General features: G+C 47.7%; 25 protein-coding genes and 1 riboswitch. Of the genes, 5 read left to right on the top strand and 20 right to left on the bottom strand.

Features of this window, described 5'->3' with window-relative positions; genetic code table 11:
• Positions 1 to 82: 82 nt before the first annotated feature.
• From C7R93_RS21985 to C7R93_RS21930, 12 genes are all read right to left on the bottom strand, one after another.
• On the bottom strand, positions 83 to 1114 hold the full coding sequence (locus tag C7R93_RS21985) for an ABC transporter substrate-binding protein (RefSeq protein WP_106840816.1): 1032 nt from the start codon (positions 1112 to 1114) through the stop codon (positions 83 to 85).
• Complete coding sequence (locus tag C7R93_RS21980; protein WP_106840815.1) at positions 1111 to 1869, bottom strand: ABC transporter permease; 759 nt, start codon at positions 1867 to 1869, stop codon at positions 1111 to 1113. The genes C7R93_RS21985 and C7R93_RS21980 overlap by 4 nt, the downstream gene beginning before the upstream one ends.
• Entirely contained in the window at positions 1869 to 2651 is a 783-nt protein-coding gene (locus C7R93_RS21975) for an ABC transporter ATP-binding protein (RefSeq protein ID WP_106840814.1), read from the bottom strand. Before C7R93_RS21975 ends, C7R93_RS21980 begins: the two co-directional genes overlap by 1 nt.
• Positions 2636 to 3316 carry a thiaminase II gene (tenA, locus tag C7R93_RS21970; RefSeq protein WP_106840813.1) on the bottom strand — a complete coding sequence of 227 codons (681 nt, stop codon included), beginning with the start codon at positions 3314 to 3316 and terminating at the stop codon, positions 2636 to 2638. Before tenA ends, C7R93_RS21975 begins: the two co-directional genes overlap by 16 nt.
• Positions 3317 to 3323: 7 nt before the next feature.
• Entirely contained in the window at positions 3324 to 4610 is a 1287-nt protein-coding gene (locus tag C7R93_RS21965) for an acetylornithine deacetylase (RefSeq protein ID WP_106840812.1), read from the bottom strand.
• 1 nt (position 4611) lies between these two features.
• Entirely contained in the window at positions 4612 to 5385 is a 774-nt protein-coding gene (locus tag C7R93_RS21960) for a thiazole synthase (protein WP_167402492.1), read from the bottom strand.
• Between the two features lie 2 nt (positions 5386 to 5387).
• On the bottom strand, positions 5388 to 5591 hold the full coding sequence (gene thiS, locus C7R93_RS21955) for a sulfur carrier protein ThiS (protein WP_007729348.1): 204 nt from the start codon (positions 5589 to 5591) through the stop codon (positions 5388 to 5390).
• A gap of 200 nt (positions 5592 to 5791) precedes the next feature.
• Positions 5792 to 5902: riboswitch (TPP riboswitch) on the bottom strand.
• Between the two features lie 41 nt (positions 5903 to 5943).
• The gene (kapB, locus tag C7R93_RS21950; RefSeq protein WP_106840811.1) at positions 5944 to 6327 is read right to left on the bottom strand and encodes a kinase-associated lipoprotein KapB; all 384 of its coding nucleotides are present in this window, start codon (positions 6325 to 6327) and stop codon (positions 5944 to 5946) included.
• A gap of 33 nt (positions 6328 to 6360) precedes the next feature.
• Complete coding sequence (locus C7R93_RS21945; protein WP_106840810.1) at positions 6361 to 7572, bottom strand: alanyl-tRNA editing protein; 1212 nt, start codon at positions 7570 to 7572, stop codon at positions 6361 to 6363.
• A gap of 81 nt (positions 7573 to 7653) precedes the next feature.
• Entirely contained in the window at positions 7654 to 7881 is a 228-nt protein-coding gene (locus tag C7R93_RS21940) for a hypothetical protein (protein WP_244191614.1), read from the bottom strand.
• A gap of 96 nt (positions 7882 to 7977) precedes the next feature.
• A complete protein-coding gene (locus C7R93_RS21935) occupies positions 7978 to 9261 on the bottom strand; it encodes a glycoside hydrolase family 18 protein (RefSeq protein WP_106840808.1) in 1284 nt (427 codons plus the stop codon).
• Positions 9262 to 9325: 64 nt separating this feature from the next.
• Positions 9326 to 9643, bottom strand: a complete 318-nt coding sequence (locus tag C7R93_RS21930; protein WP_244191613.1) for a thioredoxin family protein — start codon at positions 9641 to 9643, stop codon at positions 9326 to 9328.
• A 303-nt stretch (positions 9644 to 9946) separates the two neighbouring features.
• On the opposite strand from C7R93_RS21930, the gene C7R93_RS21925 reads away from it, so the two are divergent.
• On the top strand, positions 9947 to 10159 hold the full coding sequence (locus C7R93_RS21925) for a hypothetical protein (protein WP_106840806.1): 213 nt from the start codon (positions 9947 to 9949) through the stop codon (positions 10157 to 10159).
• 84 nt (positions 10160 to 10243) lie between these two features.
• On the opposite strand, the gene C7R93_RS21920 is transcribed toward C7R93_RS21925, so the two are convergent.
• Together C7R93_RS21920 and C7R93_RS21915 are read right to left on the bottom strand one after the other, a co-directional pair.
• The gene (locus tag C7R93_RS21920; RefSeq protein WP_106840805.1) at positions 10244 to 11134 is read right to left on the bottom strand and encodes an NAD(P)-dependent oxidoreductase; all 891 of its coding nucleotides are present in this window, start codon (positions 11132 to 11134) and stop codon (positions 10244 to 10246) included.
• 26 nt (positions 11135 to 11160) lie between these two features.
• Positions 11161 to 12633, bottom strand: coding sequence for an aldehyde dehydrogenase family protein (locus tag C7R93_RS21915; protein ID WP_106840842.1), 1473 nt, complete (start codon positions 12631 to 12633; stop codon positions 11161 to 11163).
• Between the two features lie 102 nt (positions 12634 to 12735).
• On the opposite strand from C7R93_RS21915, the gene C7R93_RS21910 reads away from it, so the two are divergent.
• Positions 12736 to 14871 (top strand): helix-turn-helix domain-containing protein, encoded by a 2136-nt coding sequence (locus tag C7R93_RS21910; RefSeq protein WP_106840804.1) that lies wholly within the window; start codon positions 12736 to 12738, stop codon positions 14869 to 14871.
• Positions 14872 to 15026: 155 nt separating this feature from the next.
• On the opposite strand, the gene bla is transcribed toward C7R93_RS21910, so the two are convergent.
• A complete protein-coding gene (gene bla, locus C7R93_RS21905) occupies positions 15027 to 15947 on the bottom strand; it encodes a class A beta-lactamase (protein ID WP_106840803.1) in 921 nt (306 codons plus the stop codon).
• A gap of 314 nt (positions 15948 to 16261) precedes the next feature.
• On the opposite strand from bla, the gene C7R93_RS21900 reads away from it, so the two are divergent.
• Positions 16262 to 17419, top strand: coding sequence for a GNAT family N-acetyltransferase (locus C7R93_RS21900; protein WP_106840802.1), 1158 nt, complete (start codon positions 16262 to 16264; stop codon positions 17417 to 17419).
• Positions 17420 to 17453: 34 nt separating this feature from the next.
• Here C7R93_RS21900 and C7R93_RS21895 read toward each other — a convergent pair whose 3' ends face one another.
• Positions 17454 to 18458 carry a phosphotransferase enzyme family protein gene (locus C7R93_RS21895; protein WP_106840801.1) on the bottom strand — a complete coding sequence of 335 codons (1005 nt, stop codon included), beginning with the start codon at positions 18456 to 18458 and terminating at the stop codon, positions 17454 to 17456.
• A gap of 134 nt (positions 18459 to 18592) precedes the next feature.
• On the opposite strand from C7R93_RS21895, the gene C7R93_RS21890 reads away from it, so the two are divergent.
• Both C7R93_RS21890 and C7R93_RS21885 read left to right on the top strand, forming a co-directional pair.
• Positions 18593 to 19330, top strand: coding sequence for a MerR family transcriptional regulator (locus C7R93_RS21890; RefSeq protein WP_106840800.1), 738 nt, complete (start codon positions 18593 to 18595; stop codon positions 19328 to 19330).
• A 256-nt stretch (positions 19331 to 19586) separates the two neighbouring features.
• Positions 19587 to 19952, top strand: a complete 366-nt coding sequence (locus C7R93_RS21885; RefSeq protein ID WP_106840799.1) for a winged helix-turn-helix transcriptional regulator — start codon at positions 19587 to 19589, stop codon at positions 19950 to 19952.
• A gap of 67 nt (positions 19953 to 20019) precedes the next feature.
• Here the strand turns inward: C7R93_RS21885 and C7R93_RS21880 are convergent, their stop codons facing one another.
• The 4 genes from C7R93_RS21880 to C7R93_RS21865 all read right to left on the bottom strand — a co-directional run bounded on the left by C7R93_RS21880 (position 20020) and on the right by C7R93_RS21865 (position 24197).
• Positions 20020 to 20583, bottom strand: coding sequence for an NAD(P)H-dependent oxidoreductase (locus C7R93_RS21880; protein WP_106840798.1), 564 nt, complete (start codon positions 20581 to 20583; stop codon positions 20020 to 20022).
• Between the two features lie 181 nt (positions 20584 to 20764).
• Positions 20765 to 21241: a GNAT family N-acetyltransferase gene (locus tag C7R93_RS21875; RefSeq protein ID WP_244191612.1), complete on the bottom strand. Its 477-nt coding sequence runs from the start codon at positions 21239 to 21241 to the stop codon at positions 20765 to 20767.
• A 124-nt stretch (positions 21242 to 21365) separates the two neighbouring features.
• On the bottom strand, positions 21366 to 22874 hold the full coding sequence (locus C7R93_RS21870; RefSeq protein ID WP_106840796.1) for a fatty acid--CoA ligase family protein: 1509 nt from the start codon (positions 22872 to 22874) through the stop codon (positions 21366 to 21368).
• A gap of 63 nt (positions 22875 to 22937) precedes the next feature.
• On the bottom strand, positions 22938 to 24197 hold the full coding sequence (locus tag C7R93_RS21865) for an MFS transporter (RefSeq protein ID WP_106840795.1): 1260 nt from the start codon (positions 24195 to 24197) through the stop codon (positions 22938 to 22940).
• Between the last annotated feature and the right edge of the window lie 5 nt (positions 24198 to 24202).

The raw sequence follows: 24202 nt of genomic DNA, 5'->3' as shown, positions 1-24202 counted from the left end.
TAGAAAACACCCCCTCTGTCTCGCTAGATGAGAATGGAATCTCAAAAGCGTGCAAAGGGGGTGCTTTCTTTTTTGTCGTCGGTTACTTCACGAGCGCGCGCATCATCTCGTCGGCTTTGACGTCAGTTGTAATCAGCTTCTCTTTTTTCATCCAATCAATCAGTGTTTGCCAAGATTCCACCGTCTGGTATCCAAATGGCTTTTCTCCCGCATCCATCAACGGAATCAGGATATCCAAGCTCTTGGTCTCAATGTCTTTTTCCAGCGGGAAATCGCCAGCCTGTTTGGACAACAACAGATCGAGTGCCTTTTCCTTATTATTTTTCACATAGTCCTGGCCCTTGCCAATCGCACGCAGGAAACCTTCCACAGCTTGCTGCTTTTTGCCCAACGTATCGTCACTGGTCGCCAATACGAGCTCATAGTAGTCTGGAACACCAAACTCAAAAGGCTTGAACACATTGACTGGAACGCCGTGCTTCTCCAAAATCGGTTGCTCATGGTTGATATAGCCACCTACCACTGCATCGACCTTTTTGGCCGTCAACGCTGGAACGATGTCAAAGCCGATATCCGTGAAGGTCAACCCGGAATCATCCCCACCAGCATCCTTCACAACTTGACGTACGATCGATTCATCGAGTGGAAGTGATGGATAACCGATATTTTTTCCAGCCAGCTTTTGCGGAGTATCGATTCCACTGTCTTGGCGCGTCATGATAACGTTTAACGGATGACGAACGAGTGCACCTACAGATACGACAGGAACTCCTTCGGCACGCGCTTGGATGAGCTGTGGTTGATAGCTGATAGCCAAATCTACTTTGCCCGCAGCCGCCATCTTCAACGGATCATTGCTGTCTGAAGGCATTTGCATGGTCACCTTGAGGTTCTCGTCTTTGAAATAGCCTTGCTCCTCTGCGGTATACAAGAAGGAATGTACAGCATTCGGATACCAATCGAGCGCAATCGTCAGCTCAGTCGGTTCCGCTCCTTTATCAACTGGGGCTTGCGTCTGACCAGCATCTGTGCTCGCCTGATTGCCGCAAGCAGCAAGACCAGTTGCCAATGTGAGTGCCATGAATGCTTTTGTCCATTTTTGAAAAGGTTTCATTGTTGTTCTCCTTTGATTTTCTTATGCGGGGAAAAATGGCGTTCGATCCGTCCTACCAGCCAGAAAAGCAGCATGCCGAGAATCGAGAGCAAAAGGACCGAGGCAAACAACGCGGGAGCCTGAAAATTGCCTGATGCCCGTCTGCCAAAATACCCGAGTCCCTCGCTAGCCCCCAGCCATTCCCCTATCGTCGCCCCAGCCACACTGTAGGTAGCCGCCACTTTGAGACCACTGAAGAAATGGGGTAAACTCGACGGGAGTTGCAGCTTCGTGAAAATTTGTCCGTTTGTTGCCCCCATCGTTTTTAACAGCTGGAGCATTTCCTTGTCCGTCGAGCGAAGTCCATCATACGTGTTGACGACGATCGGAAAGAAAGTAAACAGAATCGTAACGGCGATTTTTCCAGATAAATCATACCCGAACCACAAAATAAACACGGGTGATAATGCTATAATTGGGATCGTTTGGGAAATGACGATATACGGATAGACCAAGCGCTCTACAATCCGACTGCGAATCATCGCAAACGCAAGGCAGATTCCAAACACAATCGAGATCGATAGGCCAAGTAATACTTCCTTTAACGTCGCCCAAAGATGTACACCAACTAGAGAAGTACGTAAATCCCACAAAGACACGACTACAGCGCTAGGTGGCGGTAAAATGAATGGCGGCACTCCGAGGAAGCGACACCCAGCTTCCCACACCAGGAGAAAAAGGGCGATGGAGATGCCAAACCAGATGCCTCTCCCCATCATGCTTCTCTCCTCAACGGCTTCATCGCTTCTTGACGCTGCTGCCGAAGCAGCTCCCAGATTTGTTCACGCAATGCCAAAAATCCGCCTTGGTTGCGACTGCTTGCCGTTCGTGGTCTGCTCACCGGAACGATTAGTTCAATCGGCTTGGTGATTGGACTACCTGTCAGCACAACAATACGATCTGCCAGCAAAATAGCTTCGTCGATGTCATGTGTAATCATCAGCATCGTACTGCCTGTTTCCTGCCACTTTTCCATCAGCCACTCTTGCATGTCCATTCTCGTAATCCCATCCAATGCACTAAACGGCTCATCCAACAGCATCATCTCCGCGCCGGAAAACAATGCGCGCAAAAAGGAAACACGCTGACGCATTCCACCGGAAAGCTGGGCTGGATAACTGTCAGCCCAATCCTGAAGGCCGTACCTTGGCAATTGCAGTCTGACTCGCTCATGCGCTTCTTTTTTCGTCATACCTTTGATCTCTAGCGGCAAAGCTGCATTTTCGACAATCGTACGCCATGGCATGAGCAGATCGCGTTGGGGCATATAGCCGACCTGCCCCAAACGATTTGCTACAGGCACATTGCCGAGTCTGATTTCGCCTTGTTCCGGCGTAAGAACACCTGCGATGAGTTGAAACAAGGTGCTTTTCCCGATCCCGCTCGGACCGATCAAGCTGACAAACTCTCCTTTTTCCACACGCAGATCAAAATGATCGAGAATCTGCTTGTCGCCATACGAAAAGCTGACATCGGAGAAAGCTAGTTGTTCTCCCACGGCCACATTTCCTCTCTGTAGGACATGTCCCAGAACATGTACTCCATTTTGGAGGTATTGACAAAATACTCTTCCATTCTAGCCATCTCTTGCTCGCTCTTTCCTTCCGCCAATTGATTCATGATATCAATCAGCCAGATTGCAAGCTGCCCAAATTCATCGGAGCTGTACATGCGTACCCATTCCCCGTACAATTCGTGATCCAAGGCCCCTTCTACTTGTGCCAAGCGTTTTCCGATTTCCCAATAGCTCCATGTGCATGGGAGAAGTGCACTCACCAATTCCGCCAGCGATCCTTGATGAGCGACACGCAGCATGTAGCTGGTGTACCCCAGCATGACAAACGAAGACTCTGTCGCTTCCAGCTCCGCGCGGGAGATGCCAAAGCGCTCGGCATACTGGCGATGCAGCTCCATCTCTGTATTCAGCGTCGATTCTTGTAAAGCAGCGAACCTGGAGCTTGTTTCCAGATCGTACGCCTTGACACTCGCAATCGCGAACATTTTCGCGTAATCAATCAGATAGATGTAGTCTTGTTTCATGTAATATTTGAATGCACCAACAGGCAAGGTGCCATCACCAAGTCCAGTGACGAATGGATGCCGATGAACACGCTCCCAGATTGGAGCTACACTTTTTCTCAAACGATCAGTAAAGTTCGTCATGCGATACTCACTCCTTCGCTTCCTTTGGGGTATTGCACCAGGTGGCAATGAAGCGGGCCATGATCTGGGCAAAATGAACAAGCTGGTCAGGATCAATCGACTCGTCTACAGCATGCGCATACGTGAGCTCACCGGGTCCGAATAGCACAGCCGGAATGCCCGCATGCGCGAACCAGCCTGCATCTGTCACAGTCGGCGACATATTGACGACAGGTGCTTGCTGCAATTGACTCTCATATGCGGATTGCAGTGCTGCTAGACCCGGATGCTCGATATCCAACTCCAGTGAAGGGAAGATTTCACCGCGCTCTTCAATCATCGAACGTCCACCCCAGCGGAATGTTGGGGGATTGTCTCTCAGCCAAAGATCAGCTGCTGCTGCACGCCCGATGTGATCCTCGATCTCACGGATGATCTCTTCATAGGATTCGTTCGGATAAAAATGCACGGTAATCCACAGAGCGCAACGGTCAGCGATGAACGCAGCGTGACGACCTCCCTCGATGACTGCGGGATTGATCGTATTGCTGCCTGCCAGGAAGCCAGAATAAGACTTCATGACAGCCCAGTCCCGCTCCAGCTCCTGAAGTGCGGTGATCACCTTCGTCATTTTTTCAATGGCAGAAGCTCCCCGCACGCGCCCACCCGCATGAATAGTCTGTGCGCGCATTCCGTCATGCAGCGTCGTCGGACTCTCAATCGTAATCCAGCCTGTAATGACCCCGCCTTGTCCTTGCATTTGGAGATTGCTCGTATCCACGACGACGGCGTAGTCAGCCTGATAGCCGCGCTCGATAGCGACCAATGTCCCCGCTTCACCTGCTTCTTCTCCGATGACGGATTGAAAAAGCAGATCACCTTGGAGCTCCATTCCGTGTTCACGCAGCATTTGGATCGCAAACAAGCTCGCTGCAAGTCCGCCTTTCATATCGGCAACACCACGGCCGTACAGGCGCCCATCCTTGCCATGTGACAGAGCAAAAGGTGGATAGGTCCACCCCGTGTCATCTCCGACTTCAGCCACATCGATATGCCCGTTGATAATCAAACTGTTTGCCTGAGTTGAAGCACTCCCTGATAGCCGCCCGACGATGTTGTCGTCTCCTGGATATACCGTCCAGCGATCCACTTCGAATTCCATCGCTTGCAGCCTGTTGGCGATGACTCCTTGTGCGGCATCGCTGTTTCGCGCGGGAGGACTCACTGTCGGATGAGAGATGAGCTCTGCCAATAATGCGAACAACTCCTCTTTACGGCTGGCAATCGATTCTACCGCTTCCGTCAGCCGATCCATGTTACTCAATCATCCCTTCGGTCGGGCTGCTCGCGGATGCGTAACGCTTTTTCGCGATACGGCCTGCCAAGAAGCCTTTGCGACCTGCTTCCACGCCGAGCTTCATCGCTTCTGCCATCAGGACCGGATTGTCTGCGAGCGCTACTGCCGTATTTAACAAGACACCGTCCGCACCCAGCTCCATCGCTTTGGCGCAGTCTGCTGGTGATCCAATTCCTGCATCCACGATAATCGGTACTTTCGCATCCTCGATGATAAAGCGGAGGTTGTTTTCGTTGACAATCCCTTGTCCGGAACCGATTGGTGACGCACCTGGCATAACCGCATGTACGCCAACCTCTTGCAGACGTCTAGCGAGAATCGGGTCATCATTGGTGTAGGTCAGTACGATAAAGCCTTCTTCCACCAAGATTTTCGAAGCCTCTAGCGTGCCAATTGGGTCAGGGAGAAGTGTTTTCGGGTCTCCAATGACTTCGACCTTGATCATGTCACACAGTCCAGATGCTTTAGCCAAACGGGCAATGCGCACTGCTTCTTCTGCTGTATAGGCACCTGCTGTATTCGGTAGCAGGGTGAATTTTTTCAAATCGAGTTGTTCCAAAAAGTTCGGTTCTTGCGGATTTTCCAAATTCAAGCGACGAATCGCAAATGTCAAAATTTCTGCTTCCGACACCTCTACCGCTTTCCCTTGAGTATCCAAATCAGTGAATTTACCAGTCCCGAGAAGCAAGCGAGAGCGAAACTCGTAAGATCCAATTTTCAATGTATCCATCATGATCATCCTCCTCCGACAAAATGAACGATTTCTATGCGATCTCCGTCTGCAATCGGTGTTTGTTCGTACGCTGAGCGATCAATAATTTCACCATTTCGCTCTACGACGACAATTTTCTCTTGCAGGGAATAAGAAGCAAGCAAGGCTCGCACTGTTGTGATCTCTTCCGCCAACTCTACTTTTTTCCCATTCAGCTGAACAATCATGGATAACCTCCTTCTACTGGAAAAAAACGGCTTCCCCCGCCTGCCTGAGTCGATTCAGACAAACAGAAGAAGCCGTATACCCATCCCATCTCACCGGACGAATGGCATAAAAAAACCATCCGCCTCGGATGGTTGAGTGTCATCTTATCATACGTGCACGCAAACAAGCTTTTCTTCGCCTCGAATGCGACACCGTGATTCCGATTCCCTATACCTCTTCCTCCGCTGGCATGACCCAGGTCAGGTTCAACGGTCAGTAACACACTCGTTACAATCTCAGCCAACGTTGCTTGGCCCCCGTTTGGTAGTAAAGCTATGCAATTGTCGTACATTCGAGTACTACAGTACCACTCTATTTCGTGTTTGTAAAGGCTTCCTTGTGCATCTTTTCCAGCTCAACGAGACAACGCTCTGCCCAAGTAGCCATTTTTTTCAGCTTATCCATTTCTCTCTGCATTGCCTGACGCACGGATTCCTTATAGTCTGGAATCGCCCCATTATAGCGAATGACTCCTTGAACAGGCGTCATGAATTTTTCCATGTAAGAGAGTGCTGGACGCTGGTGAAACAGCGGCACATCTACTTCGTAGGAAGAATGCAAATCGCCTTGTGTCGGGTATTTGGTGACTGCCAACACTTTTACCAACAGCTTCGAGTCGTGGATTTCCAATACTTCTGCAATATATTCTCCCGTTCGCTGCGCAACGCGAACGATATCTCCCGGATTCCAGTTCATCGCGGTTTCCTCCTTTAATTAAATCGAATGCATTTACATTAGTGAGGCTTCGAGCAGTTTGCGAGCATGCAGCAATACTTCTTCCGCATCCACTGCGCGCTGCCCGCCGCCCTGTGCCATAGCAGGATTTCCCCCACCTTTACCGTCAATAACCGGCAAGGTTTCTTTCAACACTTGATTGATGGCTACGTTGGCTTCTTGCCCACGAGCAAACACGAGTTGCATCTTGTCTTCGGTAGTAGCAGCCAAGAGGCAAATCGCATCTGGCGCCATAGCAGTAGCCAGCTGTGCAAACTGTTGAAGCTGTTGAATGGTTTTCTCTGTGAAGGTACGCATAATGAGGCGAGAATTCCCCAGTTGGCTAGCAGCAGATAGTTGTTGATTGACTTCCACTTCTAAGAGCTGCTTATCCACTTCAGCCAATTTTGCCTTCAAGGCATCGCGCTCAGTAAGGAGGCGTTCCGTCTGTGCGATCAGTTCACCTTCATTGGTTGCCAGCAGCTTCGCTGTATCGCGAACGACAGCTTGCTTTTGGTTGTAATCCCGCAAAGCTCGCCAGCCACAGATGAATTCCAGACGAATGTTTCCGCGATGTCGCTCCCAGCCCAAGATCTTGATCATCCCGACTTCGCCCGTATGCCCTGGATGTGTTCCTCCACATGGATTGTAATCAAACTCAGGTATCATCACGACGCGAATATTTTCGGTAACAGTCGGCTGTTTTTTCAAGGGCAGCGTTGCCAATTCCTCATCATCAACGAACCGCGCAATGATGGGGTGGTTTTCCAGAACAATCTGGTTGGCTCGCTTCTCTACCTTCTCCCATACATCTGCTGTCAACTCATCCAGTCTTACATCAATGGTGACACGCTCTTTGCCCAAGTGAAAGGCAACGGTCTCAGCCTGCACGACTTCCAGGAAGGACGCAGATAAAATGTGCTGACCAGCATGCTGCTGCATGTGATCAAAGCGGCGGTCCCAATCGATGTGACCCGTTACTTCCGCTATGCTTTCGGACAAGGGAGCTTCCAGTCGGTGACGAATTACGCCTTCTACTTCTTCCACATCTACTACGCGAATCTCTTCCAATACTCCCAGATCGGATGGCTGTCCACCTCCGGTTGGGTAAAAAGCCGTTTGATTAAGGACCACATAAGGTGTTCCATCTTGTTCGACACCTGATCTTGTCACCTGGGCCGAAAATGTTCTCGTATAGGCATCCTGATAATAGAGTCTATCGTCCATCGTTACTCCTCGCTGCATGGAACAAAAGTTCCAGCCTGATTCTCCCACTAGGGGGCAAAGCAAAAAACATATGTATAAGACTTAACCAAACAAACGATCCATTTGTTTTTCGCGCTCTTGGCGCTCCTCTGGGCTTGCCAGGTCATACTTTTTCAATAAATGAAACAGCTCGTTTAGACGCTCTTGGCTGAGTTCGCCATTCAACTGATTTTTGAATTGACTCACACGCAGCTCCGACAGATGTGGAGCTTGTTCTGCCAGTTTTTTGAGTACGTCCTCATGGCTGTGATCCAATTTGCATTCTCCCATGATTTCTCCCCTTTTCCTTCCTGTCATCTTCATCATACCATGATTTTTCATTCGAAAAAAAGGCGTACAAACCGAGATGGAATGTACGCCAGATGACTATGCCCGCTTACGGACACGAAAGTTCTCCTCGATCAACAACCAATTTTGCGGAAATGGCAAACCGAGTTTCCAGTAACTGACGCCCCTCAAATCAAGTTGTTTAACCAGATTAAACTTGGCTTGGATCGACCGCGCATCCTCAAACCACACCTGATGTCGCTTGCCTTGATCATCGGTGTACGTAAAAAACGGAGCCTGCGCGCGATAGTCATACCGGATGACTGCATTATGCTGCGCAGCCAGCGCAATTGCCGCCTGTGGACTCAGAGCTTTCGCTGTTGTCCCTGGTTCATACGGTAAGGTCCAGTCGTATCCGTACAGATTTTGACCCATCAAAATTTTCTCGGCTGGCATCTCGGTAATGGCGTATTGCAAGACACGTCGCACCGGCCCGATCGGAGAAACCGCCATGGGAGGACCACCACTATAGCCCCATTCATACGTCATGATCACGACAAAATCGGCAATGGCTCCAATCACCTTGTAATCATGGGCGGAATACCATTTACCTGCTTGCTCGGCACTCGTCTTCGGTGCTAGCGCAACAGACATCATCAACCCCGCTGCATGTATACGGTCCCTTGCTTTTCGCAAGAAGTTCGCGTACGCTTCTGCACCTGTTGTGGGCAATGCTTCCAAATCAAAATGGATATCCCCCATTCCCAGCGCACGAGCTGTCGCGAGAATATTATCCAACAATTTGCTCTGGAACTCTTGATCATTGAGGATAAGTGCACCCAATTCCGTACTGAACTGACCTTTTTCCAGATTCGTAACGACCATCATGAGCAGGACTTGGTTTTCTTTTGCGATCGCAGGAAATTCGTTCAGCGTTGGTCGCTCGAGGGTTCCATCTCGTTTGATGCGAAAGCTGAACGGTGCCAAATACGTAAGATGAGGGGCAGCCGTCCGAACATCCGCTTCCATCTCTGGTGGGACGGTGCGGCGCGGTTCCACATACGCATTGAAATCCGCCGCTCGTCTAGGGCGAGGCGGGATGTAAAGCTTTTGCCCAACTTGTAGCGGTTTATAGGGAGAAATCCCATTGACGCGAGCAAGCTCTGCTGCGCTGATCTGATAACGCTGCCCGACGGTATACAGCGTATCTCCTTGTTTGACCCAATAATAGCTTCCTACAATCGGAATCACCATCGCCTGACCGATAGCCAGCTTTTTGGGGTCTGGTAATTCATTTGCCTTGGTAATCGCTTCGGGCGTCGTTCCGTACGTCTCGGCGATGCTCGCTAAGGTTTGTCCTTCTTCCACTACGTGGATTTGCATACGCCTCCTCCTTCGCATTTCATCTCTCTTTGTCATATTCATCGCGAAGGAAATAGGTGTATGTCTAGGCAAGTGGTTTCAGAACTTCGTACAAAAATCCAACAGACTGGATGGCGTAATGGCGTTCCATTAATTCATTTCTGCGAAAAATAAGCAAGGCGGGAACGCTGGTCACATGCCATTGTTCAGCTAATGCAGGCGCCGTATTAATGTTGATCTGATACAGAGGAACGGTAGGCAATGTTTCTTGCATGATGCCGAGCATACGTGCTGCGAGCTTGCAGGTCCCACACATCGGTGTATAGACAAAAAGAGCGACCGACTCTTTTTCTTGCAGATATTGGATCAGTTCTGTTGAGGTTAGTTCTTGCAAGTCGTTCACTCCTTTCTATCACATCGAACATGATCCTTCATGCTAGACTCACTGTTCGTGGATGTCAACAGAGAATACATAGACTCTCGGAACAGTTGACAGTCTAATTAATGTAAAATCTTGGTGCCATTCATGATCGAAAAGATAATGTCAGAGCGTTTTTGCTGTTTGCCTGTTTTTTCGCCTTTTATTTGTCGATGAATGTGCCTTTCCTCACTTATATGAATCAAAACATAGCCGCTCTTGCCCCAATTAGCCCTTTCTACGGCGTGCCGTTTACGTTAAATCTGCTTCTTTATTTTGCAGCAAGTTATGTTCGGACAATTCTGGTTTTCGACCTGGTTCAAAGCAATCCATGCCGCACGCTTCATCATGCATCTACGCCATGTGAAAGTAAAGAAAGCATTGCTTGGGATCATCCTGTTGTTCGACATAGTGACGTTAGGGAACAATGTCGTGAAGAACTTAGAGGCTTTGCATGTGATTGAACAGTCTTATTTACAGATGAACAAGACAAGTGAGTAAATGCTTCGGGAAGAGGGGCTTACGGAAAAAAGTAGACTACAAGCAATAGTTGCTGTAGTCTACTTTCTCTTTCAAACTCAACGCTTAACGCGCAATCGTTGTATGAGCCAGTTCCTCAGTCACAGTACAAACCGCACTCGAATCCCAGCTTCCCTTACCCTGTGCTTTCGCTGCCTCATACATTTGTGCAACCGTTCCTCCAACGAGAACAGGCACTTGCTGTTCACGTGCGGTTTGCGCATAGAGCTGCAAATCTTTGTGCATATGATCCAAAGAAAAGACCGTATTTTCATACGTACCGTACAAAATGTTTGGCCCAAAAACGGAGAGCACACGATTGTGGGCTGAGCCTTTGTCCATGACGGCTGCCAGCTTGTGTGGATCGACGCCAGCTTTTGCCCCGACACTGAACGCCTCGCCCAACGCTGCTGTGATAACTGCAACGACAGAGTTGTGACAAAGCTTCGCCACTTGTGCAGAGCCGGATTCCCCCAGATAAAAAATTTCCTTTCCAATTACCCTGAGATAGTCCATGATTTCCGGAAGCTTTGCCTCATCACCGCCGACCATAATGGTCAACGTTCCGGCCGCTGAACCCGCAGGTCCTCCACTCACCGGACAATCGTAGTAGTAGACCCTTTTTTCTACGCTGTGCTGATTCAGACGTTTTGCTGTAGCAGGATCGATCGTACTTGTATCAAATACGAAACTGCCCGCGCCTAATGATAAGAAAAGTCCGTCCGCACCCAGCATGACTTCCTCAACAATCGCAGGACCTGGAAGCGAGGTGAAAACGACACGTGCTACGCTACCCACTGCCTGTGGAGACTCGACGACCGTCGCTCCTTTTTCCTTCGCCCAGGCTTTTGCTGCCGGACTTGGATCATAGGCATACACGTGGTAGCCTTTTTGCAACAGATTGCAGACCATCCCTTTACCCATTGCACCAATGCCGATAACACCAATCGCTTCCATCTTCGCTCCTCCTGCTTTCCTTATACTTATGGCCGAATATAAACCGTCTTTGTCTCGACGTAAAAATCGAGCGCTGACTCCCCTTGCTCTCTCGGACCCAATCCGGATATCTTTTTGCCACCAAACGGAAACTGTGATTCAAAATGAGTCGACGGCATATTTACATGCGTGACGCCTGACTGAATGCCTTTGACAAATTGGAAGGCTTTTTGCAAATCGTTCGTAAAAATCGTGGAGGACAAGCCGAATTCCACCTGGTTAGCCACTTCCAAAGCATGTTCGAAAGAATCCACATCGATCACGGCGATCACAGGGCCAAAAATTTCTTCGTTGGCAATCGTCATCTCCTGCGTAATACCGGTAAACACAGTCGGCGCGACGAAATAGCCTTGGGAGAGATCACCTTCTACAAGGCGCTTACCCCCGCATTCCAATACGCCGCCTTCTTCGATCCCCCTCTGCACATAGTGCAAATACAGATTGAGCTGATGCTCGTCCACTACTGGACCATTATGATTGTCTGGATCGAATCCATTCCCGATTTTCAAGCTCTTCGCTCGCTCGATCAGTTTTGCTTTTACTTGTTCGGCTACTTCGGGGACGACCAAAACTCGACTAGTACCCGTACAACGTTGTCCATTATCGAAGAAGCCACTCAGTACGATGGAATCGATGGCGAGGTCAATATCGGCGTCCGCGAGAATGATCGCCGGATTTTTCCCGCCCATCTCCGCCTGAATCTTGCCTCCTCTGGCTCCTACTTCTCTCCCCAAGGCAAGTCCCACTTCAGAAGAGCCCGTAAATGAAATGCCCTTGACCAGTGGATGTTTCGCCAATTCATCACCAATTACCGAACCCGGTCCTGTTACCAGATTCACTACGCCACTCGGAACGCCGCTTTCAATCAGGAGCTCTACCAGCTTTACACTAATCAAGGAGGTGTTGCTCGCCGGCTTAAACACAACCGTATTGCCTGCGAGGATGGCAGGGACGATCTTCCACAAGCTAATCCCCAGTGGGAAATTCCACGGAGCAATAATCGCGAAAACTCCGATTGGTTCTCGCACCGTATAACCGATTACCCGTTCATCAAAGGAAGGCACCGTTTGACCTGTCAAGCGAGTGGCTTCCCCAGTCAACTGCTTCATGGAAGTGATTGTCTTGGTGACCTCGCCTCTCGCTTCCCGCAGTGTTTTTCCTACTTCACGGGTGATCGTTTCTGCGAGCTCTTCTTTATGTTTTTCCAATAAGTGAATGAGAGAGAACAAGAATTCTCCACGTGCGGGAACCGATTTTTGCGACCATTTACCAAAAGCATTGGCAGCAGCTTCAATGGCAGCACGCGCATCCAGCCCGTCCGATTTTTGAAAATAACCGAGAACCTCATTCGTATTGGCAGGGTTCGTGCTAGGAAAAACTTGTCCAGTATGGCTCGTCACCCAAGCTCCATCGATGTAGTTATTGTAGGTTGCTGTCAAATCGTCTCCCACCTTCCGCATCTTATAGGAGTATTGTATATAGTAAAAATTATGAATACAATGTATATACAGACACTTTTTTCCAACTATCAATGTGTATTTCTCTACATGGAGGACACGTGGATGAATTCATTTTCGCTCCTGCTTGAAAAGCTGCACGAATGGCTCGGCGATCAGCCTTTTTCGATATGGTTCCAATTTTCGCGTGATCGACATTTTCGGCTTATTTTCTCATCTGTTCATGAAAGCGCTGCCACGATGACTCCCCCGGTGACAGTCCCTTTCAGTGACAACGACGCTAGCCACATGCGTTATGGATATGAGTCCCTTCGCTCACAACAGATGTACCGTTTTTTCTACGAAAAGGAAGGACAAGCCGTTATTTGCCTTGAGCAGAAAGCCAAACAACAGATCATCCTTACCTCTGACCAATGGGACCTATTATGGTTCGGGATTCGCTTGTTGTTGGCAGAAGAAAAAGTGACAGCCAAAGCGGAGGAAAGCAAGAAGCTCTTTGAAGGGATTCGCTCGATCTCTGCTACCCTCGACCTTCACCAAATCATCCGTGGCATCATTGGTAACGCACTTGCTGTTATCCCAGCTGCTGACGCAGGTCTCTTGCACTTGTATGACTCCACTATCGACCGTTTGATTCCGAAAGCGACCGTCGGTTTTCATGATACGGTGTTCCAAGATCTCAAAATGCGGGTTGGAGAATCCATCGCTGGCAAAGTGTTTGAGGACGGAATCCCTCGCATGTACAAAACCAGCCAAGAGACAACCCTCGCGATGAAGGATATCTCCGCTGACAACTTCCACTCCCTGAACCACGCAAAAACATTACGAGACTTGAATGGGTTGCTATGCGTTCCGATATCACGTGAAGAAAAGCGTATCGGCGTGCTTGTCCTGCATCAGTTTCATCAAGAAAATGTGTTTACCAAGTACGACCTCGACCTTCTCCAAGGCTTCGCAGACCAAACCTCCATCGCCCTGCAAAATGCCGAGCTCTATGCAGAAGTCAAGCAAGCGTATGAACATATGGCTGGCATTAGCGCCCAACTGCAAGCCAAGCACGATGATTTGATACACCGCAACCATATTCATGAATCCATCAAGCAGTTGTCCTTGCAAAATAAAGGGGCAGAAACAATCGTAAAAACCCTCGGCAAAATGACATGCCATCCCATCTATTTCGCCGATTGGCTTGAGCAGAAAATGTATCCTGAAAAAAGTGTTTTATTTTTTAGCTGGGATGAGCTGCATGTCTTGCTGAACAAAAGAAGACAGCCTGTTTTAGTAAACCTGTTCTCTCCCACTTCTGGTGACGTTCAACTGTTCTGCTTGTATCCGCTGATCAATGGGAGCATCTTTCTCGGATGTCTCATTCTTCACTTAGAGGAACGGGGGCTATCTGATCTTGCACGGATGACCGTCGAGCAGGGAAGTGCTGTGCTCATACTTGATTTAGTGAAAAAGCAATCAATTAGCTCCGTGCTGTACAAACGGGCACACGATCTTTTTCAAGAGCTGATCGCAAGCAAAGGAAATGAACTGTTTGACCGCGCTCGTTCGATGGGGTTACAGTCGCAAGCAAAATACTACGTGATTTATGCCCATCTGACGCAATGCCACGATCTGGCTTTGCTAGAAGCGAACATTCACCGTCTCATTACCCGCTGGAAATGGGAGTTCAGTAAAACACAGGTGTTTGTCTACGGATTCCACAACCATGTCACCCTACTTATCCGGTCTCTCGGCTCCCGAGATGGCAAGGACATTCGGGAGAGGCTGCAACAGGCGTCCTATGAGTTTGAGCTCGGCAAAGTAGCATCTTTAGCGATTGGCGTGGGAAGTATGGCTAGCGGGATTGAGCAAATCAGCAAAAGCTACGAAGAAGCCAAGAAAGCCGCTCACTATTTGACCAACCGCAGTCGTTCTGGTGTGGTGCACTATAAAGACCTGGGTGTTAATCGCCTCATGCTGAACCAGAGTCAGGCCGATATTGATGCATTCATTCACGATGTCTTCGCCCCTTTCGGGCAAGACCCGGAAAAATATCTGGAATGGGAACAGACGATCATGACTTATATGAAATGCAGTCAATCCCCGCAACTGACCGCCAAAGAGCTGCACATTCACGTCAATACGTTGTATCAGCGATTGCGCAAAGTCGAGGAGCTTCTTCAAATCGATTTGCGAAATCCGGAAGACTTGCTGAAATTACAGCTCGCTTGTCATTTGCGCCAGGAAGGATAAATCGAAAAAGGCAGGAGTAGCTTTGGACTGGAAAAAGTCCTGGACTACCGCTGCCTTTTTTGTTAACAAATTCTTTTTACGTGTGCTTGATAATCAGTTTACCATAATTAAGTTATGTAAATATTTTCGTCTCGTTCAACATGCCACAGCTTTGCTTACTTTAATACATCCATCACGAGCTTGGTAGCCTCTGCAATGAGGGCATTATCATAGGTAGCGTCCTTTGTATCTCGGCTGGACAGAACAGCCAGGACGATGGGCTTTTTGTCAGGTGGCCAAATAACGGCAATGTCGTTTCGCGTTCCATAGCTTGCGGCTCCGGTCTTATCTCCGACCTTCCATTCTTTCGGTAAGCCTGCACGGATCAATTTATCTCCGGTGGTATTCCGCTGTAGCCAATCATTGAGAATTTTCTGCTTGTCTTCTGTCAACACGTCACCGACGGTATAAGCCATGAGGCTGGTTGCAAGTGCTTTTGGTGTGCTTGTGTCTCGAATATCTCCAGGGATGGCCTCGTTCAATTCCGGCTCATTACGCTCGGATGTGGTTACTTGATCGCCGATCTTTCTTAGTGCTGCTTCGAACCCTTTAGGGCCGCCCAGTTCTTTGAACAATAGATTTCCTGCCGTGTTGTCGCTATAGCGAATGGCAGCATCAGAGATTTCCCGAAGCGTCATTCCAGTGGAGACATGCTTTTCGGTAATCGGCGAATAGGTGACTAGATCACTGCTTGTGTACTTGATTACTTTGTCGAGCTCGTCCAGCGATTTTTGATGGAGTAGTGCGCCTACCACGAGAGCCTTGAACGTAGATGCAAAGGCGAAGCGCTCATCAGATCGAAAAGCAACCACTTGATTCGTGTTCGTGTCGATCGCATAGACGCCCAATCGAGCTTCAAACTTTTTTTCAAGATCAGCGAACTTCTGATCAATCTGAGATACTTGTTCTGTTTGTTTCGAGATTTCCGTTTGGGTAACAGGGGCTTCTACAGCCGCAGAACAACCGGCAAGCGTGAGCGTGAGCAAGCAAGCTTTCGCTGTGATTCCGATGAGTCTAGATGGATAGATTTTCTTCAAGTTCCTAACCTCTTTCTGTAATATCTTTCTGTAGAAGCGTAATACGATTAGGACTTGGATTCTATGACAGTACAATCATAATTCCATGTAAAGAGTGCAAAAACAGATGTCTATTTTTCACTTGTAAAATTTGGTTAATCATCCATAATGAACATGGGGGCATCAGGCACCAATCACCCCAGAGATTCGCGCCCTACTACAGGTAAAGGAGTGATGATGTTTTGGATTCGCAAAAACAAATGGAAAAGCATATGAGAGGTGCCAAACGATAATTTCATCCCTTCTCTCATATGCTATGGGAGGAAATGAACGAAATGTTTGCTCAAAAGATGGTTGAAGGAACGGAACTCACAATGGATTGCTTCCATAGCGCGACCAATCTGTTCGAAGCGCTGAAGCATCATGTATCAATCAAAGGGGTACTGGCAGGTGTTATTCCTGGTAGAGTATTCCTGTCAAATGACGCGAGATCAGCCTTGTTGACTAGCCCCCAAGGTATTTTTCTAGGAGGCAGTGTTGATAATCCCCTCTTCTTTGAAGAAGTGAATACATTGCTCAAAGAGGAGATATTACCACAGCTTGCTGCTGATGAACAGCTTGACTACGTCCTGTTTTATCCTACTGATGAGAAGTGGGATGACATTCTCGATATCGTGATGAAAGATGTATTTCCCATGAGAAGCGGACGAATGACTTTTACTCACCATTTACAGAATCTTTCCTCTTATGCTGACGACCATATTGTCCCGATCGACAGTGACTTGTTGAATCGTAAACAATTGGTAGGTCTTGAGGATATCATCGATGAAATAGCAGAGAACTGGCCATCCATGGCAGCCTATGAAAACAAAGGCTTCGGTTGTGCCGCGATTCAAGATACCGATGAGGGTACTACCATTATTAGTTGGTGCATGACGGATTGGGTAGTAGAAGACGAATGTGAATTGGGTATAGAAACCCATGAAGACTATCGGGGTAACGGATGGGCACGAAAGACAGCCTTGGGTGCCCTCTCACTCGCCAAACAACGTGGAATCAAAAGAGTGGGATGGCAGTGCTGGTCGAACAATGATGGATCGCAGCGAACAGCCTTGTCTGTCGGTTTCGAGCTACTCGCGGAGTTCCCGGTTCTGTTCGGATGGAACCTTCCTTTAAACAATTTCCTTGTCAATGGCAACCACTATATGCGTGGCGATCTGAAAAGTGGCGTGGAAAAAGACTACGCCCGCGCAGCATGGAGTTACGCCCAAGCACTTGATAAAGGCTGGGATTGGGATGGCGATGCAGCCTTGTATTGGAATGCTGCTTGCTTGTTCTACCTGATTGGTGAAGAAGACCGCGCAAAGCAGTACTATAAAAGGGCGATCGAGCATGGCTGGGTAAGCATTCACCACCCTCATTATCATGATTATGTGTACCGAGAACCGGACAGCGAACAGATCGCTCGCATTCTTGCTGCATCACTTAAATAAATGAAAGGGCCGCCGTTATATCGGCGGCTTTTTGCTACTTCTGTTCCTTTGAATGAAAAAGAAATGGCGTGCCTTTCAAGTAGTTTTTGATGATAGCCAGCGCATAAGGCTGTTCTTCTTTTACCCCCTCGGTTTCCCTGGGGTCAGGAGCATGATGAGCATAATTTTCAATCATGACCATCACCGTGAAACTCTCTAGCGTGGAGAGCCAGTCCCCTTCTAGTTTTCGCAAACTCTCGTAACCTTTTATGACAAGCTCTCTTTGTACAGGATATAAACCCAAAATGGTATGGGCGATATCATAAAGATAGTAGCCAAACCCACATCTCCCAAAATCGATTGGTCGAGGATCTCCGTTATGAAAAACGATGTTACCTTGGTGCAGATCGCCGTGAATGATGCCATAGCCGTTGCGATCCTTATCCAAGTTGTCAAAACAAGTGAGTATTTTATCCGCAGCCAATTGATATAGCTCGAATTCTTCGTCTGTGAGAAACCGATCGTAATGCTCGGTCAAACGAGTCATCGAGTGCTGAAAGCTATCCGCTCCCCAGACAGGACAGGCAAATTCTGGAGACAATTGGAAATCCTCAGATGCTGTATGGAGCTTTGCCAAAAGGACGCCTTCTTTGTAAACTTGGTCTTGCGAAATCTCTTCCTCTGCATGCTCCCCTTCGACCCAACGCATGACAGAAACGAAGACGCACTCACCTCCCGCAAGTTCGATGCTCACTGTCTTGGAACCATTTCGGTAATCTAATCCCGTTGGAATCGCTACATCTATTTTTTCATGCAAATAACTAAGCCAAGCAAGCTCGGATTCAATTTCATGTCTGTTCTTGGTTCCGTGAATACGAAGTAAATATTTCCCATCCCGGTCTGTTTCAATGACAAAGGTACAAGTGTCGGACAGTTGATTGAAACGAATGTGTTTCCAATCCAAGTCGTATTCGTCCATCGCTTTTTGTGCGATTTGCTGCGACTGGGCCACTGCTTTCTCGATTTCATCTTCAGAATCCAACTGAAATAACCTCGTCATGCGAATCCCCCCATCCAATATATGGATCATATGCTTACATTCGTTTGATTTCTTCCATACTCCTCTTTTCATTTTTTACGCTTGACTCCAACCTAAGGTCAGACTGCAAACTCAACTTCAGGAGGTGAATCGCTATGTTGTATACCGTTAACGATGTAGCCAAACTGTCTGGTACCACAATCAAGACACTGTACCATTATCAAAAGATTGGTTTGCTAATGCCCGCAATCATTACAGAAAATGGATACAGATATTATGGTGAGAATGAACTCAAGCGGTTACAACAAATCTTGTTTTATCGTGAGCTTGATTTTTCATTGGACGACATTAAAGCTGCACTTGATCACAAACCAGACAGACTTCGTTGCTTATGTGAGCAGCAAGCGATGTTACAGGCACGAAAGCTTCGATTGAAGCGCATTTTGCTTACTTTAGAAGAAACGATTCGACATGAAAGGAAGAGAGAAAATATGTCCACTACAAACATGTTTGATGGATTGAACGAAGAAGAATGGAAGCAGGCATTTGCTCAACAAAATGAGCATTTGCAGGCGGAATATGATTATCAATTGGATACAGAAAATCTGGACGCGGCTACCATGAATGAAAAAGCTGCCGAAGCGACAGCATTCATGACGTTTATGGCAGAGGCGTTGATAAACAACAAAAGTGTCGACGATGTAACAGTTGTTTCTGCGATTGAAAACCATCTTGCTTTTTTACAAAAGGACCATCCGATTGACGCGAAGGCTTTTGCTGAGCAGTCAAGGTTCTTCCTATCCGATGAGTTCCACCGTGCTATGTTGGAAGAACAACAAACGGGGTTAAGCTACTACATTTGCATTGCTGCCGAAAATTACGCTTCTAAGTAAAGTGTGGTTAAACGAGCGTTTAACAGTTAAACCGGGTGAGCTGCAACTCCCCGGTTTATTGTTCCAATTTCTACCTGTTTCCTAATACACTTCCGAGGTCTCAAATCAGCAGGGATCAAATGCTCCTTGATCAGCATCCACCGATCACGAGGATTCACAGGTTTCTTCCTCTGCATCACTTTCAAAAAATGGCATATTGATGTATGGTAATGTATGTGCATTTATCTACTATACTTTACTAAGGAGAGTGTACTTTGTGCGTGAAACCTGTGTTCCAACTGGCGTAGAGCTGAAAGACACTGGCTTTGGATACACGTTGTCCTTAATAGGCGGTAAATATAAAATGATCATTCTGTATTGGCTAGCTGAAAAAAAGGTGATGCGACATAATGAATTAAAGCGAAGTATCGGTACCGTTTCCTTTAAAACGCTTAGCATGATGTTAAAAGAGCTGGAGGCAGATGACTTGATCATCCGCAAGGAATATCCCCAAGTCCCTCCTAAAGTGGAATATTCCTTATCAGAGCGTGGTCTTTCTCTCATTCCCTTGTTAAACATGATGTGCGACTGGGGAGAGAAAAACAGCTTACCCCCTCAGGAGGCTGTAAAACAGCAGGCATAACGATTGATTCTAACAGCAAAAGAAGTATCTCCTACACGAGGAAATACTTCTTTTTTCATGCACTCTCTTACAGATTATCAACGAATTTCAAATAATCTTGCGCGCTCTTATCCAAGAGGCTACCAGTCGGCTCAAGCTCGTTGCCAGGTTCATTTTCCCCTGACTCAGTCTCTGTACCATAATACGCAAAGAATGAGCGATAATCTGCATAGCAGTAGCGGAAGGTTAATTCAAAAGGTGTCAATATTTGCTCAAGTGTATACCGATATCTTCCCTCTTCATGATAATCCTCTTCCCTAATTCCGGCAGATACGGCTAATGCAGCTTTGCGATTCTTTAATTTATCGCCTCCCTTTGAACCGTATGCCCAACCATATGCGAAAACATCGTCAAGCCATTTTTTCAAGAGAGGCGGACAATTAAACCAGTAAACTGGGAACTGTAAAACAAGATTCTCATGGGATTCAATCAATTGCTGTTCTTTTTGCACATCAATGTTTCCATCTGGGTAAACCTTATGCAATTCGTGTACGGTATACTTTTCTGGATATTTTTTGAGTTCTTCTACCCATCGTTTATTGATGACGGATGTTTCGATGCTTGGATGAGTGACGATTACAAGTGTTTTCAAAGTATGGTCCTCCTTGAAGGTTTGTTGTTTTATGAGTATAAAATACTCGCTGCAAATTTGTAAGTATGCACATTTTGTTCAGTTACTTACATAAAGGTGAGTGTAACGAACAGAAAGAAGCCTCCCCTCGACCTAATAATTCTAGGTTGCATCGGTGGGAGGCCCTTTGAAAATGTTTGTTTTATAGCAGCTTGTTCTCCATATACAGCGTGCCTTCAATCGGATTAAAACGATAAGGATCAATTGGATAGAACCCTAACGCGCGGTAAAGCTGAATCGCTTGTTCCATCGTAGGTAGTGTATCTAATCGAATGAATGAATAACCTCGTAGTTTCGCTTCGTCCATGATCGCTAAAGCTAATTTTTTCCCTACTCCTCTTCCCTTACATGCAGGCTTCACGTACAGTCTCTTCATTTCGCAAACCTGTTCATCTATTTTTCGTAAGGCGACACATCCTGCTGGCTGCTCGTTATCTAACGCCAACAAAATGCATCCGTCGGGGGGTGCGTATTCGCCCGGTATATTTTGTAATTCGGTCGCAATGTTTTGAAAACTCAAATCAACTCCTAATGAATCTACATATTCCAAGAAAAGCTCACGTGCTTGTTCGTATTGATATTCCTCCGTTGCATGAATCAAACGCAGCAATCCAAACACCTCCACATTCCGTTATAACACGGCAAGCTGAAGCTCGTACAGCTTCCTTACACGAAAAATCCAGCTTACAACGAATGAAGATCATTGTGTAAGCCGGATTTTTATCATTTGGTTGACCGGTCGTTTAAGAGGTGCGTAATGAGCGACGCAAGATTTTCCCCGTACTGTTTTTGGGAAGCTCTGCTACGAATTCGACTTGACGAGGAACTTTGTATTTCGCGAGCTTGTCACGACAAAAGGCCATAATATCCTCTTGGGAAACGGCTACTTCCTTCAATGCCACAAATGCCTTGACTGCTTCGCCATGCACCTCGTCAGGAATTCCGATCACAGCCGCCTCGATGATTGCTGGATGCTCGTAAAGCACTTCTTCTACCTCACGCGGGTACACATTATAGCCGTCAACGAGAATCATGTCTTTTTTGCGATCAACGATGTAGACATATCCTTCTTCATCCATATGGGCCATGTCTCCCGTATACAGCCAACCGTCCCGGAGCGCCGCAGCCGTATCATCTGGCAAGCCGAGGTACCCTATCATGACGTTGGGCCCTTGTACCACCAGCTCGCCCACTTCTCCACGTGCGACTTCCTTTCCTTCGGGATCGACGACTTTGTTCTTCACAAGCGGAATATCGACTCCAACTGATCCAGGCTTTCTGGTCCCGTGCAGTGGATTAAATGTTGTAGCTGGAGCTGCCTCTGACAAACCGTAGCCCTCCAGTACCTTCGCATCGTATTTCGCTTCGAACTTGTGCAGGAGCTCGACGGGCATGGATGCACCTCCCGAGCAGTATATCCGGATGGAGGAGAGATCTTCTTTTGTCGCAGTCGGCAATTGTAGCAGATAGTTATACATGGTCGGGACACCTGCAAAACATGTGGCTTTTTGCTCACGAATCGTTTGGACGACGTCTGCCGGATGAAATTTCGGCATGATAATAATGGTCGCTCCCGTGCGAATCGGGCCATTCATGCATACTGTCATGCAGAAGACGTGAAACATCGGCAGTACCGCAACCATGCGATCTTCTGGCACCAGCTCGAACAATTTTCCCATCGCTTCCGCATTCGAATCCATATTGCGGTGAGAGAGCATCGCTCCTTTTGGCTGGCCAGTCGTACCTGAGGTATAAAGGATTACAGCGAGGTCATCCTCGTTACGTTCCGGTTCCTCGTACCCTGCGTCTGACTCCTGCCCTTCCTGTACAAGCTGATCGATGGTTAATTCATTTTCAATGGGCTCCGTGTATATGAGAAGCTGCAAATCTTCTATTTGGTCCTTCATCGGGGTTAATACCGGCTGCAGCGCGGATAAGGCAATGGCTGCCTTTGCCTTGCTGTTCGATAGGATAAAGCTAATTTCGCGCGCCGTATAGATGGGGTTCATGGGAACAACGACAGCTCCTACGCGGAGAATCGCATAGTAAGCGCTAACAAAATGCGGCCGATTATCCATGAGCAGGGCGACAGCGTCCCCTTTTCCAATCCCATGCTGGGCAAGTCCTGCTGCGAGATGTTCGACTTGCTGATAGAAGTCCGCATACGTAGTCGTTTCTCCCATGAAGACGTAGGCTGGGCGATCCGGAAACTGTTTCGCACTCTGAATGAGGCTCTCATTCAAATGATACATCACACATCTACCCCCTTTTCAGAAAATTTTAACACTTAGAGCCAAGCCTATAAAGTATTACTTTTATGAAACATGGGAGATTGGCGGTGCTGATTGACTTGCTTGTTCATTGCGCTTCACAAAGAACAGGAAAAGCACGCCGCAAATGATAAAGAGCAACCCGTTGACGATCATGGCGTTACCAAAACCTGTGCCAATATCTCCTGCTGACTGAACGATTGCGCCCGTTACCAGCGGCGAGATGATCCCTGCCAATGTAACCAGGCTGGACAACACACCGACCAAAAGTCCCGTGCGTTCCGGCAACAAGCTGCTTACAATGACAGAGGCAGCTGTACCAACAGAAAAAGCAAATCCTTTTCCCAGGCACAGGAGGATCAAGACAAGTACCGTAGATTGAGCAAGGGTAACGCCGTAAAAGCACAGTCCCCCTAAAATAATCGAAACACCGCCAACTAGAACGTATGATTTACGATAGCTGCGGTGCTTCTTGAAGAAACGATCACCAATCGAAGAAATCAGTATGGTCATAAGTCCAGCCAAAAGCCCCGTGCCGGCAATCGCATAAGCCATTTCCTGATTCGTAAACTGGAAGACCTTGACGAGATAGACAGGCTCCCATACAGATGCGAAGGTCGTCCCCCAAATTTGTGCGAAATAGATCAAAAAGCAGAAAAGAAACGTGGATGAGAGCAAGACACTGGATATTTCCGACCATTTCGCTTTTGGCAAGGCAGGAGCTTCGACTTTTGCAGGAGCTACGCCGACAAGTGGCTTTTCTTTCCCAATCCACAGCCAGACCAAGAACCATATCAGACTGAGTGCGCCCATAAACGCCCAGGAAAATCGCCATCCATAGCTATCGATTAGCGCGACGATCAGCGGTGCCGAAGCAACCGCACCGACGAAAGCACCGAAGTTCACGGTGGAATAAACCAGTCCACGCTTTTCTTCGGGAAACCATTTGTTCAAATGGCTGACAACCGTTGCCCAAAATGGCCCTTCGCCTATTCCAAGCAATACCCGCGCAACAACGAGCATCGGCAGACCTGCGATCGCATAAGCGCCGAATTGGATGACTGTCCAGGACAGCGCCATGATTGCCAGCATTTTTTTCGTCCCGATGCGGTCCGACAATGCCGCACCTATAATCCCGGCAATGGAGAAAAACCAGAAAAAACTGCTTCCGACAAGCCCCCATTCCTTCTCATTCAACGAAAATTCCGCCATAATCGGCACTGCAGAATATCCCGCAATTGTTTTGTCCGCATAATTGATCATGTATAGCACAAACAACATAACCATTGTGATTCTGGCCATCATGTGAA

This window comes from Brevibacillus fortis (assembly GCF_003013395.1).
In the GTDB taxonomy this organism is placed as follows: Bacteria; Bacillota; Bacilli; order Brevibacillales; family Brevibacillaceae; genus Brevibacillus; species Brevibacillus fortis.
This window is presented reverse-complemented; position numbering and strand designations above follow the sequence as displayed.